This is a genomic window from Caulifigura coniformis (genome assembly GCF_007745175.1).
In the GTDB taxonomy this organism is placed as follows: domain Bacteria; phylum Planctomycetota; class Planctomycetia; order Planctomycetales; family Planctomycetaceae; genus Caulifigura; species Caulifigura coniformis.
Map to the genome: position 1 here is coordinate 1,960,082 of NZ_CP036271.1, position 15,447 is coordinate 1,975,528.

Sequence of the window (15,447 nt, forward strand, 5' to 3'; positions counted from 1 at the left end):
AGTTCCCGCCGACGACCCGCGGCTTACTTCAGCCCCGCTTCGCGCAGCTTCTGTCTCAGCGTCGAGCGGTGAATCCCCAGGATCGTCGCCGCCGCCGTCTGGTTTCCGCCGCACTTCTCCAGCGTCGCCTCGAGAAGCGGCTTTTCAACGGTCGACAGGAACCGGCTGTAGAGATCGGCCAGCTCCGCGTCGCTCGCGTCGATGTCCTCGGGAAACGCTTCGTCGGTCCAGTCGACGATGCATCGCGACAGTCGACCGACGTCGCCCGTGTCAGGCCTCGCCTCCGACGGCGCTGGCAGATGCTCCGCCGCAATCAGGCCCCCCCGGGCCAGCACAGCCGCATGCTCGATGGCATTCCGGAACTCGCGCACATTTCCATTCCACGGCCGCTTCAGTAGTTCCTCCATCGCTTCGTCACTGACCACCGAGCTTCGCCCGCATTCGATTCCCGCGAGGAAATGGTCGCACAGGAGCGGAATGTCCTCCCGCCGGTCCCGCAGAGCCGGAGCCTCGATCACGAACACGTTCAGCCGGTAGAACAGGTCCGCCCGAAACCGTCCCTGTTGCACGAGCCTCTCCAGCGGCTGATTGGTCGCGGCGATCACCCGGAAGTCGACCTGCCTGGGACGCACCCCGCCCACGGGCGTCACCTCGTGGTACTCGATCGTTCGCAGCAGCTTCACCTGCAGTTCCAGCGGCGTGTCCCCGATCTCGTCGAGAAACATCGACCCGCCTGACGCCGCTTCAAGGAGTCCGATCCGGTTCGCGTCCGCGCCGGTGAACGTCCCCCGCTCGTGTCCGAACAGTTCCGCTTCGACCAGCCCCGGATTCAGCGCCGGCAGGCACACGGGCACAAACGGCTGTGCCCGCCGGCTCCCATGCTGGTGGATCGCCCGTGCGATCAATTCTTTCCCCGTTCCGCTTTCGCCCGTGATCAGCACTGGCACATCGGTCGCCGCGGCGAGCGCGACCTTCTTGAACACCTTCTGCATCGCCGGCGACTGGCCTACCAGCGTCCCCTCCGGCGCCACCGACCGGCGGGGCGTCGCTGCTCGCGGCTCAGACCGCTCCTTCAACAGCAGCCGGCCCAGCAGCGACGTCACGTCATCCGCATTCAACGGCTTGCACAGGTAGTCCGTCGCACCCGACTCGACCGCCCGCACGGCTGTCGAAAGATCCCCGAACGCCGTCATCACGACGATCGGCACGGGACCGAATCGCTCCCGGAGCAGCGGCATCGCCGAAATGCCGTCGATCCCCGGCAGCCGCACATCAAGGAGGATCAGTCGCAGGTCATCGGTCGTCGAAAGCTCCAGCGCTTCTTCCGCCGAACCAACTGCCGTCGCGGTATAGCCCTCTTCTTCGAGCAACTCGCCCAGAGCCCAGCAGATGGAGGGCTCATCGTCGACGATCACAATTTGCATCATCCTCACCTTTCATCGGCAGCTTGCCGAGACCCCTTTCGTTGTACCGGATGCGACAGGTTCCGTCTCCGGAACAACAAGCGTGAATCGTGTCCGCTCCCCCTCGCGCCGCCACGAAACCTTCCCGCCCAGCTGCTCGATCGTTCGCCGGACATACGCCAGTCCCAGTCCGACTCCTTCCGGCTTCGACGTCACAAACGGTTCGAAAATCCGCTCGGCGATGTCCGGATTCGGTCCCGGCCCCGAATCAGAGACCCTGATTTCCAGCGCCCCGCCTTCGACAGCCGCCGCTTCCACCGAAACCGTCCCGCCGCGTCCGGCCGCTTCCATCCCGTTCATCACCACATTCAGAAGGCCAGCCCGTACTCCCTCGAGATCAGGCACCCAGCGCGAATCCGCTCCGTGGGCGTCGAACTCCAGCGCCACGCCCGAGTGACGCGCCATCGGAGTGACGAGGTCCTCCACCGACCGGAACAGGTCCTCGATCGAGCCGGGACGAAGTGTCGTTCCCCGTTCCGGACCGACCGCCAGCAACCGCTTGATGTGGTCCTCGATCAGTTTCAATTGAGTCAGCGCGACGTCCAGTTCGCGCACCGCCACATCCGGATGCCGTCGCTGCACGAGCTGCACCGCCAGCCTCGCCCCGCTGGCCGCATTCCGAAGCTGGTGGGCCAGTCCGCTGGAAAGCTGGGCGACGAGACGCATCCGTTCCGTCTGCCGGACCGTCCTTTCCTGCTGACGGAGCTGGTCCGAAACCGTGTTCACCGCGGTCGCCAGCTTCCGGAGTTCATCATCGGGCCCCTCCAGCACCAGCCGGTCGGCCGACCCGGCCGCAATCTGCATCACCTGTCCCCCGATCGCGTCCAGCCGACGCGTGAAACGGCCTGCGATCGAACGCGCCATCAGCAGCACGGCCAGTGAGGCAATGGCTCCCGCGGCAAGTGGCGGCCACGCCGCACTCCAGCCAAGTCGCCTCAGCGCCCGAACCGGCAACAGCACCAGCAGGGTTCCACGTTCGATGCCGGTAGTCAGCGGCAACTCGGCCGCGTAATACGCCACGTCACCCACCTGCACACTGGGAGCCAGCGTCAGCCGATCCACGACTTCATTCGCTGAAAATCGGCCCGAACCCAGCTCCGTCGGAACGGGATCGAGCGTCGTGGCCCGGACGCTCCCATCCGGTTCGCGGACGACGAACTGCGCATCCGACAGCCCGTGCATTTGCGCCAGCACCGCCGGTGTGAAAGGAAACTGCGACGCCCGCAGCGTCTCCACCACCCGCTCCAGGCGCTGAATGGCATCAGCCTGCCGCGTCCGGGCACTGACCGCCGCGGTCACGACGGCGACAGCCACGGTCGCCCCGACCACGAGGATGCCGAAAGGGAGGAAGAGCTGCCTGCGAAGTGGTTGTCGCATCTGGAATCACACACAGGTGATGCGCCGCCATCAGCGGGACGCGCAAACCACGATCTTACGCCCCGGGCCAGCCATTCGACAGCTCCTGCCGCCCTGAAACCGCCATTGACCCTCTCCAGCCGACCGGCATAAAAGCCGGCCCCCACAAGGGTGTTGCGCGCGGGGTGCGGGCGGATTCCGCAGCGACGCAGGCCCTTGCGGGTGTCCCAGGGAAGGGAATCTCCATGACACGTCTCAAACTGTCTCGTTCGATCTGCCTTCTGGGTCTGTGCGGCCTGTGGAGTTGCGGTCAGCAGGAAACCCCGGTCGCCGAGCAGAAGCCCGACTTCCAGCAGCAGCCCGCCGCGGTCGCCGCCGCCCAGACGCCCGCGAAGACCGACGACGCAATCAAGGTCGAAACCGACGCCCAGGGTCGCAAGAACGTCACGCTCAATCCCAAGCAGGCCGAGCAGCTGGCCGATGCCCTGATGGCCAAGGGCCAGCTCCGGCAGGCACAGCAGATCCTCTCGCGGGTGATCCAGCTCGATCCCAAGGCTACCGAAGCCTATGTCAAGCGCGCGGCCATCATGGCCGAATCGAAGCTTACGACGCAGGCCATCTCCGACATGACGAAGGCGATTCTCCTCGCCCCCGACAACGCCCGCTTCCGCAACACCCGCGGCTACTTCTACCTCACACAGCAGGCCTACCAGCAGGCCATGCAGGATTTCAGCGACGCCATCGGGCTCGACGGCAACTTCTCGCAGGCCCACAACAACCGCGGCCTCGCACGCGTCGCCCTCAAGGAGTTCGAAGCCGGCATCAAGGACTTCGACGAGGCACTGAAGATCGACGCGAAGTATGTCGACGCCTACAACAACAAGGGCTACGCCCTGATGCAGATGGATCGCGTCGAGGAGTCGGTGGCCGTATTCACCAAGGCCATCGAGCTCAACCCGAAGTACGTCAACGCCTGGAATAACCGCGGTCAGGCCTATCTCAAGTCGAAGCAGGGCGACAAGGCCGTCGCCGATTTCTCGGAAGTGATCAAGCTGGTTCCGGGCAACGTGACTTATCTGTCGGCCCGTGCCGAAGCCTACGAACTCACCGGCAAGGCCACCGAAGCCCAGGCGGACCGCGACCGGGCGAAGTGGGTCGCACAACTCGTGAAGCTCACGCAGCAGGCGCAGCAGAATCCCAGGCAACCTTCCGTCTGGATCGCCCGCGGACGCCACCTCCTCTCGTCGGGCGACCTGAAGCCCGCCCTCGCCGACTTCCAGACCGCTCTCAAGGTGTCGCCCGGCAACGTCGAGGCACACTGTGGCTGCGCCGCCACGCTGCTGCAGATGGGCAATCCGGACGAGGCCATCGCCCAGTGCAATGCCGCCCTCGCCAAGGGAGTCTCTGCCCTCGCCGTCTCCATTCGCGGCGACGCCAACTTCAAGAAGGGCAACCTCGACTTCGCCATCGAAGACTACACCACCGCGAAACGCCGCGACTCGCAGGTCGCTCAGGCCTACAAACTTCGGGCTGAGAAGGCACGCGCGGAAGGCAATGCCGCCCAGGCCGATGCCGACATGGCGATCGCCGCCGAGCTCGACCCCGCGGCCGGCGCCGTCCGCCAGGTGTCGAACGAAGTCCCTGCCAGGAACTGAGCTCTACGCAGGTTGATTCCACTCCGCCTTGCCGGGACCTTCGGGATCCGGCAAGGCGTTTTTTGTTGGCCGCGACTGCCGTCCGTCCACCGTCATCGCAACGACGGCGAGCATCACGATGGCGACGGTCTCCACGCCAATCGCCCAGATCGCGTATTGGTTGATCCACCGCACGACCGGCGCGCCCGACCGGTCGAATGTCGTCATCACCCACGACAGGCAGGTCGCGCAGAACAGGAACCCGGCCGGGATCAACAGCCGGAACCAGATGTTGTCCGGCGGTCGATTGGGGGGCGGCGTGCGCATTCGAAAAGAGTAGCACAGCCTGGGGACGAGGGCCGCAATGCTCACTCGTGGCTGTTGGCCGCCGTCGGAAACTCTCCGCTGCGAACCTCCTGCACATACTGCCCCACCGCGGTCCGGACAGTCTCGGCGAGGTTCGCATAACGCTTGAGAAACCGCGGCGAGAACCCCTCGGTGAGTCCCAGCATGTCCGGCGTCACGAGCACCTGCCCGTCACACTCGGGACCCGCGCCGATGCCGATGGTCGGAATCTTCACCTCCGCCGAGATCCGCTTCGCGATCCCGCGGGGAATCAGTTCGAGAACGATCGAAAACGCCCCCGCCGCTTCCGCCGCCCGGGCGTCGGCCACCAGCTGGTCTTCATTCCGCTGGATCGCCGACATCCGCCCGATCCGCCGCACCGATTGCGGCCGCATTCCCACATGCGCCATGACCGGCAGGTCGGCAGCCGCCAACGCCTCGATCGCCCGGCTCTGGTTGACGCCCCCTTCCAGCTTCACCGCGCCGGCCCCGGTCTCCTTGAAAACCCGGCCGGCGCTCTTCAGCGCCTGCCGGGGGCTGACCTGGTAGGTCATGAACGGCAGGTCGACGATGACAAGCGCCCGCTTCGTGGCCCGGGCCACCAGTTCCCCGTGGTAGATCATCTCGTCCAGCGTGACCGGCAGCGTCGTTTCCTTCCCCTGCACCACCATGCCCAGCGAATCGCCCACCAGCACGGCGTCGACGCCGGCCGCGTCCATCAGGCCGGCCCACAGGAAGTCGTAGGCCGTCACCACGGCGAGCTTCCGCCCCTGGCTCTTGGCCTTCACGAAATCAGGGACGGTCACGCGGGATGTTGTGGCGGGGGACGCGGCGCTCATGACGAAGGATCCGGATGCTGGAGAACCCGAATGAGATAGAGGATGGAAATGAAAACTCCCTGATCGCGGCGAAAGCCGCGATCAGGGAGAGAGGTGTTGGAATCAAACAGGTTCGCGTCGACTCGCCGGTTCCGGACCGGCCGGCGCGGCTTCGGATCAGTCGACCTTCGCCTGCGACGTCGCCGTCGACGACGGCGCCGCAGAGATGATCGTGCCAACCGCCTTCACCTTGATCGGCTCCGGACGGCCCGGAATCGAAATGGTGAACACTTCCGAGTATTCCCCCGGGGCGTCCGGAGGAGTCATCGTCAGGTTGATCGTGTGCAGGTTCTTCGAATCCCGCGAGTACTTGCTCTTCCACACGTCGAGTTCCGTGTCCCGTTCGAGCTTCTCGATCACGAACGGCCGCTGGCCGCGAATGATGATGCTCTTCGTGACCGGCACGCCCGGACGCATGTTTCCGAGGGTCAGCTGCTGCGGAGTGATCACCAGATCAGGCTCCACCTTGCCGCTCACTTCCACCTGCAGTTCGGGAGTCGACGGATCGTTCGTGCGGATCGACAGCAGATCCCGGACTTCGCCAAGAGGAGCCGATGAGTCGAGCGACACGGAGATCTCAAATTCCGACGCGCCGTATCCGGCCCGTTCCCGGACCTCCGCTTTGACCAGCGGATTCGTCGCCCGGACACCGGTGACCTTCATGCCGGGACGCATCGTCCGCAGGATCACCGAGCGTGTCGTTCCGCGGCCCTGCTCGACGGTCGCCAGGTTGACGGCCGGGGGATTGATCTCGAAGTCCGTGCGGATGAAACCCTTCAGCGGCACCCGCACCGACTTATAGTCGCGACCGTTGAACGTCATGGTGACGTCCAGGTTGGCATTCCGGTCGCCCGAGAACTTGATCGTGTTCATCGAGACCGAGATGACAGTCGTCTCGTGAGTCTTCAGCAGCTTTTTGGGGGTCGATGCCTGGAAGCAGCCGCAGCTCGTCCCGATGTTGGTGATCTGCAGATCTTCCTTGAACGGATTCGTGACCGTCACGGTCTTGACGACGTTCGCGCCCTTCGGAACCGTCCCGAACTGCATCGACAGTTCAGAGAAGGTCGACTCAGCCCAGCTGAGCTTCGGGCCCGTCTGAACCGGAGTCGTGATGACCGAAGTTGTCGTCGTCTGCTGAGCCTGTGCGGGGAGAGCCATTCCACCCACACTCAATGCGGCCAGCGAGCATCTCGTCAGCAGGTATTTGCGCATAGTTCAACCTCGCAGATTGGCAAAAAGCACAATTCCGCGGGCGGTTCCAGCTTCTGGTTCTCCACAAACCATCACTGAAATCAATTCTTCGTTTGCCCAACGCGGCGATTGTACGTTCTCAAAGTCGGCTCCGTCCAGCCCTTCCGGAGCTGCTCGTCGATCGCAATACGAACAGCATCTTCCGGGCCGCTGCCCCGCCACTTGCGGAGACAACTTCCGTGACCACCTCACACTGCACCCCAGGTTGCATTTGGTCAACAGGATTCTCGTTCGCAACAACCATTTATAGACCCGACTTCCGGCCGGCTGCGTCGCGCGCTTAAGACGAAAACCATTCCTGAAATTTCGCGGAGGTAAAACGCGGAACTTATGGTGGTTGCGCTGTCAGGATGGCCGCACAGTGGCCAGACCCGCAGCCCCACAACTGGTTCGTTGCTCAAAAAGAGTTTCTGCGCGCATGCGCGAAATGTTGCTCACAATCCGCCAGAACCCGGCAGATTGTCCCACCCCAGCTGACGTCGCGGGGCGCCCCGCCACGCTCGCCGATCTACTTCGCTGCGCCCTTGGTGAAAATCACCACATGCTGACGCGGAAGAGTCCCCGCCGTCTCCGTCCAGGTCAGCCCGAATTCCGGAAGCTCCGCCTCTTTCCGGACCTGGGCTTCCGACATCTTGTGCACCAGTTTGATCGGAACCTTTGGGTCCTCTTTCCGATACTCCACGAACGCCACCCGGCCGCCCGGTTTCAGGCTCTTCGCGATCTCCTGCAGCATCTCGTAGGGGAAATCGAACTCGTGGTACACGTCGACCATCACCGCCAGATCGATGCTTTCCGGGTCCAGCCGGGGGGACTGCGTCGTCCCCAGAACCGGCGTCACGTTCGTCACCCCCTGCAGCCGGCACTTCTCCTCGAGCGCATCCAGCATCTCCTTCTGAATATCGACGGCGTACACTTTTCCGTCGCCGATGCGGCCGGCGATCATCACGGAGATCACCCCCGAGCCCGCGCCGATATCCGCCACCTGCATCCCGGGCTTCAGCTTCAGCGCCTCCATCAGCAGTGTCAGGCGCTCTTCCTCCTCACGTTCCGGACGTTCCAGCCACTGGATCCCCTGGTGACCCATCACCCGGGCGATTTCGCGATTCATATAGAACTTGCCGATGCCGTTCGGGTCGTGGACCCGCCGTGACGTGTATCGGCCGGCCGGCGCGACTTTCCGGGCAGGGCTGTCCTCGACCGCCGCCTCCTGCGCCTCGGCCAAAGCGGGCAGGGCGATCCACGCCAGGCCCAGATACGCCGCCAGGACGCCAACTCGCGCTGCAGTGGTCATCGCCCCTCCGTAAATCACAGCCTCACGGACCGGTCTTGCCCGGCCACTCGTCGACGCTCAGCACCGTCGACTCGGATTCCAGCAGGATCGGAATGCCGTCCCGGATGAGGTACGCCCGGCGACATTCCGGACCACGGCAGACGAAGCGCTGGTCTTCACGCAGCAGTCCGTTCCGGCAGGCCGGGCAGGCGAGCGCAACCCCCGGATCCTGCGGGAAGTGATAGGTCGCGTGGGGACGGGGAGGCGTTTTCGCCAAGTTTTGAACGGACATGCAGAAGCGTCGGGGACGGCGTCGGTTCGACCGGATGCTGGTCGAAGCTCATCAGACAACATATCCGGCCCCTCTCCGGATTCAAAATCCTCGCCTGCAGGAACTTTGGAAGACCGACCTCTTCAATCCTGCCGTCAGGGTGTGCCATTCGGCCCCGCAGGCGCGCAACCCCGCACGGGACTATGGAGGAACCATGAACATCATCAGCCTGAACAGTACGTCACACGCGAAATCCCGGCCGTTCCGATCTTCCGACCGACCCGTCGACGGGAGTTGCGCCTTGCCTGGCCCGGAAGCCCACGGGGAAAGAGGGCGTTTGGTACGCATCACACATCACCATCGCACCCTCCTTGATCGCCTCGCTGCTCCAGGCCCGATCTGGCCGGCGACCGCGTTCAGGCTCAGGGCGCCCCGGTGATCAGCATCGCATCGCCGTAACTGAAGAACCGGTAGCGTTCTTCGATCGCCACCTGATAGGCCCGCAGCATCGCTTCACGCCCCGCCAGAGCACTCACCAGCATCAGCAGCGTCGATTTCGGGAGGTGGAAGTTCGTCACCAGTCCATCGATCACCCGGAACGCATACGGAGGCCTGATAAAAATGCTCGTCTCCCCCGACCACGCCTGGAGCTCTCCCTCTCCGGCCGCGGATTCCAGCGTGCGGACGCTGGTCGTCCCAACGGCAATGACCCGTCCCCCGCGTTCTTTCGTGTCCCGGATCGCATCGACCGTATCCTGGGGAACTGCTCCCCATTCCGAATGCATCTGGTGGTCGGCCAGGTTCTCGACGCTCACCGGCCGGAACGTCCCGATCCCGACATGGAGTGTGACGAAGGTGTGTCCAATCCCGCGGGCGTCACAGCGGTCGAAGACTTCAGGGGTAAAGTGCAGGCCGGCGGTCGGGGCGGCCACCGCTCCGGGAACCCGGGAATACGTCGTCTGGTATCGCTCCCTGTCGAGTTCCGAAGGATCGGCCCGCTCGATATACGGCGGCAGCGGCATCTGCCCGAACCGCGCAAGTAGTTCCAGATGCGTTCCCGGCGCGAGCGGCTTCATGCGCCAGCCTCCGGTCTGCGTGCGCGCCGCCAGTTCGAGTCGCAGCGGAGCCGGCTCGCCGGCGGCCGCGATGGCGATGGTCTCACCCGGCTGGATCGATCCCCGCGTCTTGGCGATCAGGTCCCAGCGTCCTTCGGCATCGAGTCCCAGGAACAGTCCTTCCCAGCGCCCGCCGGTCGATTCCCGCACGCCCACCAGCTTGGCCGGCAACACACGCGTGTCGTTCAGCACCAGGAGATCGCCCGGTTGCAGGAGATCCGGGAGTTCCGTGAACCTTCTGTGTCCGATCGCTCCGCTGTCGCGATCGAGGGTCATCAGTCGGGAAGCATCGCGGCGATCGGCCGGAAGGTGCGCAATGAGATCTTCCGGGAGCGGATAGTCGTAAGCAGAGAGGCGGTCGAGGTCCGGCATGCGCGAAGTGTAATCGCGACGCCGTTCGAGTGGCGGCCGATCCCCGGGCCTTTAGCGGTTGCCTGTGACTCGCTGCCCGCGCTGCTATTCTCGTCGGCGTGCGAACAGATCGCATTCGACCTTCCTGAGGCCCACCATGCAGCGACTTTCTGCCCTTCCGACCGCCGGCGCCCTACTGGCGGTGATTTTCTGTGCCGGATGTCCGGCCACGAAACCGCCGGAGGCAAAGCCGCCTGTCGCCGCCGAACCCGCCGCGACGGAGCCGGCCGCCAGCGAGGCCCCTGCCAAACCGGCGGAGCCCGCAAAAGGGACCGAGACGAAAACGGAGTCCGCAGCCACGCCTGCAGCAGCCGTCCCCTCGACTCCCGCCAGGGACGAAATCTCGGAAGACGTGCTCAAACTGGTCGCCCCGCTGACGAAAGACCAGGTTCGCGAGGGCTGGATCAACCTGTTCGATGGCACGACGCTGTTCGGGTGGACTTCGAACCGTGAAGACATCAACTGGTCGGTCGTCGATGGAACGATCTCGGCCGACTCCGGTTCCAACGGCCTGTTGCTCACCAGCGTTCCGTTCGCCGATTACGAACTGCACTGTGAATTCAACGCGGCCGAGGGGGCTAACAGCGGCGTGTTCCTACGAACGCTGTTCGACCCGAAGGACGTCAAAGCCGACTGTTACGAGCTGAACATCGCCGACACCCAGCCCGAGGGTTACGTGACGGGAAGCTTCGTCGGACGAAAGCAGACGGCCGAGCCGATCAAGGGATCAGGGGGCTGGAAGACGTTCGATGTCGTCGTGGAGGGAAACCGCTTCGACGTGAAACTGGATGGCAAGGAAGTCATCAGCTACCTCGACGAAGCGCCGACCATTCGCCGCAGCGGCCTGATCGGCCTCCAGAAAAACAGCGGCAAGATCCAGTTCCGGAACGTGCGGCTGAAGCCGCTGAACCTCCAGCCGCTGATGAATGGAGTCGATCTCTCTGGCTGGCGGGCCGTCCCGCCGCCGGCGAAGCCAAAGTCGGTGGCCGAGTTCAAGTGGCAGGAAGACGCTGTCCACGTGACTGGCGGCCCCGGCTTCCTCGAGACCGAGAAGCCGTACGGAGATTTCGTCTTCCAGATCGACGCGGCCACCCACGCCAGGGACCTCAACAGCGGCTTCTTCTTCCGGGCCGAGCCGGGCAGCCCTACCGCACAGTCGAACGGTTACGAAGTGCAGGTGAACAACATGATGCAGGAGGGTGACCGCACGAAGCCGGACAAGACGCAGCAGGGGACCGGCGCGATCTTCCGGCGTGCGACCGCCCGGGTCGTCGCGTCAGATGATTTCCAGTGGGCGACGATCACGCTGGTGGCCTCGGGGCCGCAGTTCGCGACCTGGGTGAACGGCTATCCCGTGGTGAACTGGAAGGACGAGCGGCCCGCCGATCCGAATCCGCGCAAGGGGCTCCGTCTCGAACCGGGGCATCTCAGCCTGCAGGGTCATGACCCGACGACCGACGTGTCGTTCCGCAAAGCGCGGATCGGGAATCTGCCTTAGGAGGGCAGGGTATTACAGTGAACTCGCGTCAGCTCGCCCCCGCTGCGAGCGTCGAAACACGTCTGTGAGAATGCGGCCGCCGGGCGTCCGCTCGGTGATTGTCTCGAAGTCGAAGGGCAGGACTATCGGGAAGCAGGGGTAACAGGCATCCGCATGTCGGCCCCAGGCAGCGTTTCTTGGGGGAGACCCAGGTTCTGTGGGGGAGTGGAATGCCGAAAGGCGTCAGTCGTTCTCGTCTTTCAATCCGAGTTTTCCCACCGATCGCAAAAAATCCAGCTCGCCGACGTGGCGTCATGCTTCGCAATATCTCTTGATGTGAACACGAGTTGCAACAGCAGGGCGATGGCCCACACCCGTCAAATGTGAATCGAATCTTGCCATTTCTCGGATTTCTGCCGAAAACATGCGAACCGGCTCGTAAGAACTCGCGTCGGTACGCGTACGTGGGAGTGTTGTCCGAGTTCGTCATCAGAAGGCGGGCAAGCAATGCAGCCGCGGCTCCGGCTGCCATACTCCTGGCGAATCTGAGTCACCCTGGTCTTATTGAGTTTCCTCGGAGAGGCCTGCGAGCGCAGGCTGTCCGCGTGGCGGGTGAAAAGCCACGAGTGACCTGACGGCCGATCGAGGCCGTTTCAAATCCCGGACTGCATCACCGCAGTCCACAAACTCGGGTGGTCTGCACGATCACTCTGGAGGTGCGAGATGGACGCTGTCATCACGATCAACGGTACGAACACGAACGTCATTTCCGGCATTACGGTCGGAACGAACGTCGGCGTCGCCGTGCGTGGTGATCGCGGCCTTAAGCACCGTCTTGGGAAACGACTTCTGTCCCATCGGTCTTTTGCGCCCGCAGCCGCGGCGGCGGTATCGCCGCCATGTGCCATGCCGGTACCGGTATCGCGCATGCGGTATCAGCGCCCGACCGAATGTTCCAGTTCGCGCTGGCAAGCCAGCGCCGCGTTCGAACTGCCTGCCGCCGCCTGGGCGGCCCTGGTGATCGCCAGAGCGCTCTAAAGCGCAACTCGCGGACACCAAAGCAGTTCGACGCCGCCGGTCGCTGAAGCGAAGGGGTTCAGCCCTCTTTGTATTCAGCGAAACGGGTTCGGTTCACTTTCCTCTCGAATTCCCCCGGACACTCCTGTGTCCGGGGCGTTCCTCCCCAGGAAAGCGGTTCCTCCCCGTCCCGGTCGGTGAATCGCGCATGGACCGACGTCAAACGCGGCCCCTGCGTTCTGGAACCCTGACTTGCTCCGGAACCTGACCTTGTTCCGGAAGACCCGCGGCCCCGCCGTTCACGAGGCTGCTCGTCACACAAGACATCACTTCCCGCCCGGGACAGGCGGAGGAGATTCTCAATGGAAGACAACAGGATCATCACCCTGGTTCAGGCCGCCCAGGCCGGAAGCCGGGAGGCGTTCGGTGAACTCGTGAGGGAGTTTCAGCCGAGCGTGTATGGAGTCATCGTTCGCCGGCTGCGGAACAGTGCCGAGGCCTCGGAAGTCACGCAGGATGTGTTCCTGCGGGCCTACCGCAAGCTCGACCAGCTCCGCGAGCCCGAGCGGTTCGTCGGTTGGCTGAAGCGGATCGCTGTGCGGCTGTCGATCAACCGGGCGACTCGGCGCCCTCCGGAAACGATGCAGCCTCCCGATGCCTTTGACACCTACCGGAACTCGCCGGATCAGCCCGTTTCGCACATGCTGCGACGGGAGGATGCGCATGAGTTGCGGAAGGGGTTGTCGAGCCTGAAGCCGCTCGATCGTGACACGCTGATCGCCTTCTACTTCGAGGGTCGGTCGCTGAAGGAGCTGTCGGTGCGGTACGACAGCCCCGTCGGAACGATCAAGCGTCGGCTGCACACCGCTCGCGGACGTCTGAAGGCCGTGCTGGGAGAGTTTCAGCCTGCCTGACCGGTAGAATTTCGCTGATCGGAAGAGCCCGGGGGTGCGATCATTCGCATCCGCCGGGTTCTTTGCGTTGGGGCTTCCCGCGGGCGGCGCGTTTGAATGCCACAAACAGGAATTTCGAGAAGTGCTTTCGACGGTTCTTTGACACTCTATGAACGTAGCCTTAGACTCCCGCGTCTCCCTGTCCCTGACGACTTCGAAAGGTTCGTTGAGGGGGTTGGGAACAGGCAACTGGGGTCATCCAAGCGATTGCCGGAGATGCCTCAAATGTCGGAGCAACCCGCGCCGCAGCCAGAGGGCGACCCTGCTCGTCCCGATGAGCCTCGACGCGAGGGAATGGAGTTCGCCGACGCCAGCCTGTGGCTCAGTCGTATATTCAGCACGATTGTGCCGGGTTTGATCGGGTTGTGGATAGACGACCGGTTCGGGACGCGATACTTCGCCCTCATTGGCCTGATTCTGGGGCTCACCTCCGGAATCCTGCACTTTGTTCAGGCCACCAGGGGTGTGTTCTCGAAGCAGGGTCGCAAGTCGTTGCAGAGCTCCAGGTCCTCTTCAGGGCGGAAGCTTCCGTGACGGACAAAGGGTTCCCGGCGGGCAGGCAGCCTCCCGCGGGGTTGTGGCGGCGAGTGATTCAGTCCGTGGTCGGGCTGAGTGGAGTCCTCGCGGCCACGTGGGTGATTGACGCACAATTCGTCCTCGGAGCCTTCGGTTCAGAGGAGGCGGTGGTCGCGGGATTGGCCGCTGTCGTGTGTTGGCTGTCGAGTGGAATGGCCCTGGGCGTCACCTTCCTCGGTGCGCTGGAGGGTCGAGCCATTGCTGGGGTGTTCGGTGGGATGGTTTTCCGCACCGGTCTCCCATTAATGGCAATGGCCTTGGGGTCGCAGATCCCCTGGCTGGCCGGGAACCAGTTTCCCGGGCGCATCGTGGCGTATTTTCTGGTGAGTCTGACGGCCGAGACGATTCTCGCCGTGTGGGTTGCCAAAAGTTCATGGAACATCCGGTTCTGGCGATAAACCTCGCCCACTGAAACCAATGGCCGATCCAGTTCTCCACATCAAAGACTCGTACTTCTTCGAAGTACCGAAGTTTCTGTGGCCGCGCCACTACGACTCGGTTCTCGAAGTGCCCGAGTTCCTGCGCAAGGCTCACCCTGATGCGACCGTGGGAGAATGGAATCACGCCCTGACCGGCAAGATCCTGATCCCGCAGCCGTTCGGAACCCTCAAGAACCTGTACGAGAAGGAGAGCGGCTTCGCGATCTCCAAGTACATGATTCTCGAGGTGGCTGCCGCGATCCTGCTGTACTTCGTCTTTACCCGATTCGCCGACCGCGTGAGCTCCAAGGAGCCACCGAAAGGGCGTTTCGCCAACCTGATGGAAACCTTCGTGGTCTTCATTCGTGACGGCATCGCCCGCAAGGCGATCCATCACCATGCCGACCACTTCGTGCCGATCCTCGGGACGCTGTTCTTCTTCATCCTGACGCTCAATCTGTTCGGCATGATCCCCTGGCTGGGGTCGCCGACGGCGGCTTTCGGCGTCACCTCGGCCCTGGCGCTGGTGGTGTTCGCGACGAGCCTGATCGCCGGGACGAAAGAGTTCGGCCCCGCGGGCATGTGGCTGAACATGGTGCCACACATCGACATGCCGTGGTGGCTGGCCCCGCTGAAGTACGTCATCCAGTTCATGCTGCTGATCATCGAGGCCATTGGCCTCCTGGTGAAGCACGCCGTTCTCGGCGTGCGTCTCCTGGCGAACATCGTGGCGGGCCACCTGGTGCTCGTCGCGATCCTGGCGATGATCGCCTCCGCCGCCGGCGCGGCTTCCCATATCTATGCAACGACCGCCGTGGTTGCGACGTTGGCCGCCACTGCACTCAGCGTGCTGGAACTCGGCGTCGCCTTCCTGCAGGCTTTTGTGTTTACGTTCCTGTCCGCCCTGTTCATCAACATGGCGTCACACGCTCACTGACTCGCGGGGACTGCGTCGGCCAGGCGGCCGGACGGTTTCCTTCCCTTTCCACAAGCTGATTTTTCTCAACCTCG

The 15,447-nt window shown here is 63.7% G+C and carries 15 protein-coding genes; 7 read left to right on the forward strand and 8 right to left on the reverse strand.

Translation table 11 applies throughout. From position 1 onward, the window contains the following. Positions 1 to 23: 23 nt before the first annotated feature. Positions 24 to 1,427: a sigma-54-dependent transcriptional regulator gene (locus Pan44_RS07745; protein ID WP_145028868.1), complete on the reverse strand. Its 1,404-nt coding sequence runs from the start codon at positions 1,425 to 1,427 to the stop codon at positions 24 to 26. 9 nt (positions 1,428 to 1,436) lie between these two features. Beyond that, positions 1,437 to 2,840: a sensor histidine kinase gene (locus Pan44_RS07750; protein WP_145028870.1), complete on the reverse strand. Its 1,404-nt coding sequence runs from the start codon at positions 2,838 to 2,840 to the stop codon at positions 1,437 to 1,439. A 224-nt stretch (positions 2,841 to 3,064) separates the two neighbouring features. Here Pan44_RS07750 and Pan44_RS07755 point away from each other — a divergent pair, with 224 nt between their 5' ends. Beyond that, entirely contained in the window at positions 3,065 to 4,474 is a 1,410-nt protein-coding gene (locus tag Pan44_RS07755) for a tetratricopeptide repeat protein (protein ID WP_145028872.1), read from the forward strand. 3 nt (positions 4,475 to 4,477) lie between these two features. On the opposite strand, the gene Pan44_RS07760 is transcribed toward Pan44_RS07755, so the two are convergent. From Pan44_RS07760 to queA, 6 genes are all read right to left on the reverse strand, one after another. Continuing rightward, positions 4,478 to 4,780 (reverse strand): hypothetical protein, encoded by a 303-nt coding sequence (locus Pan44_RS07760; RefSeq protein WP_145028874.1) that lies wholly within the window; start codon positions 4,778 to 4,780, stop codon positions 4,478 to 4,480. A 41-nt stretch (positions 4,781 to 4,821) separates the two neighbouring features. After that, a complete protein-coding gene (gene panB, locus Pan44_RS07765) occupies positions 4,822 to 5,637 on the reverse strand; it encodes a 3-methyl-2-oxobutanoate hydroxymethyltransferase (protein ID WP_145028876.1) in 816 nt (271 codons plus the stop codon). 156 nt (positions 5,638 to 5,793) lie between these two features. Then, positions 5,794 to 6,888 carry a DUF1573 domain-containing protein gene (locus tag Pan44_RS07770; RefSeq protein WP_145028878.1) on the reverse strand — a complete coding sequence of 365 codons (1,095 nt, stop codon included), beginning with the start codon at positions 6,886 to 6,888 and terminating at the stop codon, positions 5,794 to 5,796. Positions 6,889 to 7,435: 547 nt separating this feature from the next. Next, positions 7,436 to 8,218, reverse strand: coding sequence for a class I SAM-dependent methyltransferase (locus tag Pan44_RS07775; RefSeq protein WP_145028880.1), 783 nt, complete (start codon positions 8,216 to 8,218; stop codon positions 7,436 to 7,438). Positions 8,219 to 8,240: 22 nt separating this feature from the next. Beyond that, the gene (locus tag Pan44_RS07780; protein ID WP_390620640.1) at positions 8,241 to 8,474 is read right to left on the reverse strand and encodes a Trm112 family protein; all 234 of its coding nucleotides are present in this window, start codon (positions 8,472 to 8,474) and stop codon (positions 8,241 to 8,243) included. A gap of 416 nt (positions 8,475 to 8,890) precedes the next feature. Then, positions 8,891 to 9,955 carry a tRNA preQ1(34) S-adenosylmethionine ribosyltransferase-isomerase QueA gene (gene queA, locus Pan44_RS07785; protein ID WP_145028884.1) on the reverse strand — a complete coding sequence of 355 codons (1,065 nt, stop codon included), beginning with the start codon at positions 9,953 to 9,955 and terminating at the stop codon, positions 8,891 to 8,893. A gap of 136 nt (positions 9,956 to 10,091) precedes the next feature. On the opposite strand from queA, the gene Pan44_RS07790 reads away from it, so the two are divergent. The 6 genes from Pan44_RS07790 to atpB all read left to right on the forward strand — a co-directional run bounded on the left by Pan44_RS07790 (position 10,092) and on the right by atpB (position 15,373). After that, on the forward strand, positions 10,092 to 11,492 hold the full coding sequence (locus tag Pan44_RS07790) for a 3-keto-disaccharide hydrolase (protein ID WP_145028886.1): 1,401 nt from the start codon (positions 10,092 to 10,094) through the stop codon (positions 11,490 to 11,492). Between the two features lie 702 nt (positions 11,493 to 12,194). Then, positions 12,195 to 12,509: a hypothetical protein gene (locus Pan44_RS07795; protein WP_145028888.1), complete on the forward strand. Its 315-nt coding sequence runs from the start codon at positions 12,195 to 12,197 to the stop codon at positions 12,507 to 12,509. A 341-nt stretch (positions 12,510 to 12,850) separates the two neighbouring features. Continuing rightward, on the forward strand, positions 12,851 to 13,402 hold the full coding sequence (locus tag Pan44_RS07800) for an RNA polymerase sigma factor (RefSeq protein ID WP_145028890.1): 552 nt from the start codon (positions 12,851 to 12,853) through the stop codon (positions 13,400 to 13,402). Positions 13,403 to 13,735: 333 nt separating this feature from the next. Then, complete coding sequence (locus Pan44_RS28220) at positions 13,736 to 13,975, forward strand: AtpZ/AtpI family protein (protein ID WP_390620641.1); 240 nt, start codon at positions 13,736 to 13,738, stop codon at positions 13,973 to 13,975. A gap of 194 nt (positions 13,976 to 14,169) precedes the next feature. Continuing rightward, positions 14,170 to 14,415 carry a hypothetical protein gene (locus Pan44_RS07805; protein WP_145028892.1) on the forward strand — a complete coding sequence of 82 codons (246 nt, stop codon included), beginning with the start codon at positions 14,170 to 14,172 and terminating at the stop codon, positions 14,413 to 14,415. A 19-nt stretch (positions 14,416 to 14,434) separates the two neighbouring features. Beyond that, positions 14,435 to 15,373, forward strand: coding sequence for a F0F1 ATP synthase subunit A (gene atpB / locus Pan44_RS07810; protein WP_145028894.1), 939 nt, complete (start codon positions 14,435 to 14,437; stop codon positions 15,371 to 15,373). The last annotated feature ends 74 nt before the right edge of the window (positions 15,374 to 15,447 follow it).

What these genes read in the sequence shown, in the direction of transcription:
- atpB (WP_145028894.1), top strand. Translation starts at nt 14,435, where the DNA reads ATGGCCGATCCAGTTCTCCACATCAAAGACTCGTACTTCTTCGAAGTA.
- Pan44_RS07790 (WP_145028886.1), top strand. Translation starts at nt 10,092, where the DNA reads ATGCAGCGACTTTCTGCCCTTCCGACCGCCGGCGCCCTACTGGCGGTG.
- Pan44_RS07770 (WP_145028878.1), bottom strand. Translation starts at nt 6,888, where the DNA reads ATGCGCAAATACCTGCTGACGAGATGCTCGCTGGCCGCATTGAGTGTG.
- Pan44_RS07760 (WP_145028874.1), bottom strand. Translation starts at nt 4,780, where the DNA reads ATGCGCACGCCGCCCCCCAATCGACCGCCGGACAACATCTGGTTCCGG.
- Pan44_RS07755 (WP_145028872.1), top strand. Translation starts at nt 3,065, where the DNA reads ATGACACGTCTCAAACTGTCTCGTTCGATCTGCCTTCTGGGTCTGTGC.
- Pan44_RS07750 (WP_145028870.1), bottom strand. Translation starts at nt 2,840, where the DNA reads ATGCGACAACCACTTCGCAGGCAGCTCTTCCTCCCTTTCGGCATCCTC.
- Pan44_RS07775 (WP_145028880.1), bottom strand. Translation starts at nt 8,218, where the DNA reads ATGACCACTGCAGCGCGAGTTGGCGTCCTGGCGGCGTATCTGGGCCTG.
- Pan44_RS07795 (WP_145028888.1), top strand. Translation starts at nt 12,195, where the DNA reads ATGGACGCTGTCATCACGATCAACGGTACGAACACGAACGTCATTTCC.
- Pan44_RS07805 (WP_145028892.1), top strand. Translation starts at nt 14,170, where the DNA reads ATGGCCCTGGGCGTCACCTTCCTCGGTGCGCTGGAGGGTCGAGCCATT.
- Pan44_RS07745 (WP_145028868.1), bottom strand. Translation starts at nt 1,427, where the DNA reads ATGATGCAAATTGTGATCGTCGACGATGAGCCCTCCATCTGCTGGGCT.
- Pan44_RS07800 (WP_145028890.1), top strand. Translation starts at nt 12,851, where the DNA reads ATGGAAGACAACAGGATCATCACCCTGGTTCAGGCCGCCCAGGCCGGA.
- panB (WP_145028876.1), bottom strand. Translation starts at nt 5,637, where the DNA reads ATGAGCGCCGCGTCCCCCGCCACAACATCCCGCGTGACCGTCCCTGAT.
- Pan44_RS28220 (WP_390620641.1), top strand. Translation starts at nt 13,736, where the DNA reads ATGGAGTTCGCCGACGCCAGCCTGTGGCTCAGTCGTATATTCAGCACG.
- queA (WP_145028884.1), bottom strand. Translation starts at nt 9,955, where the DNA reads ATGCCGGACCTCGACCGCCTCTCTGCTTACGACTATCCGCTCCCGGAA.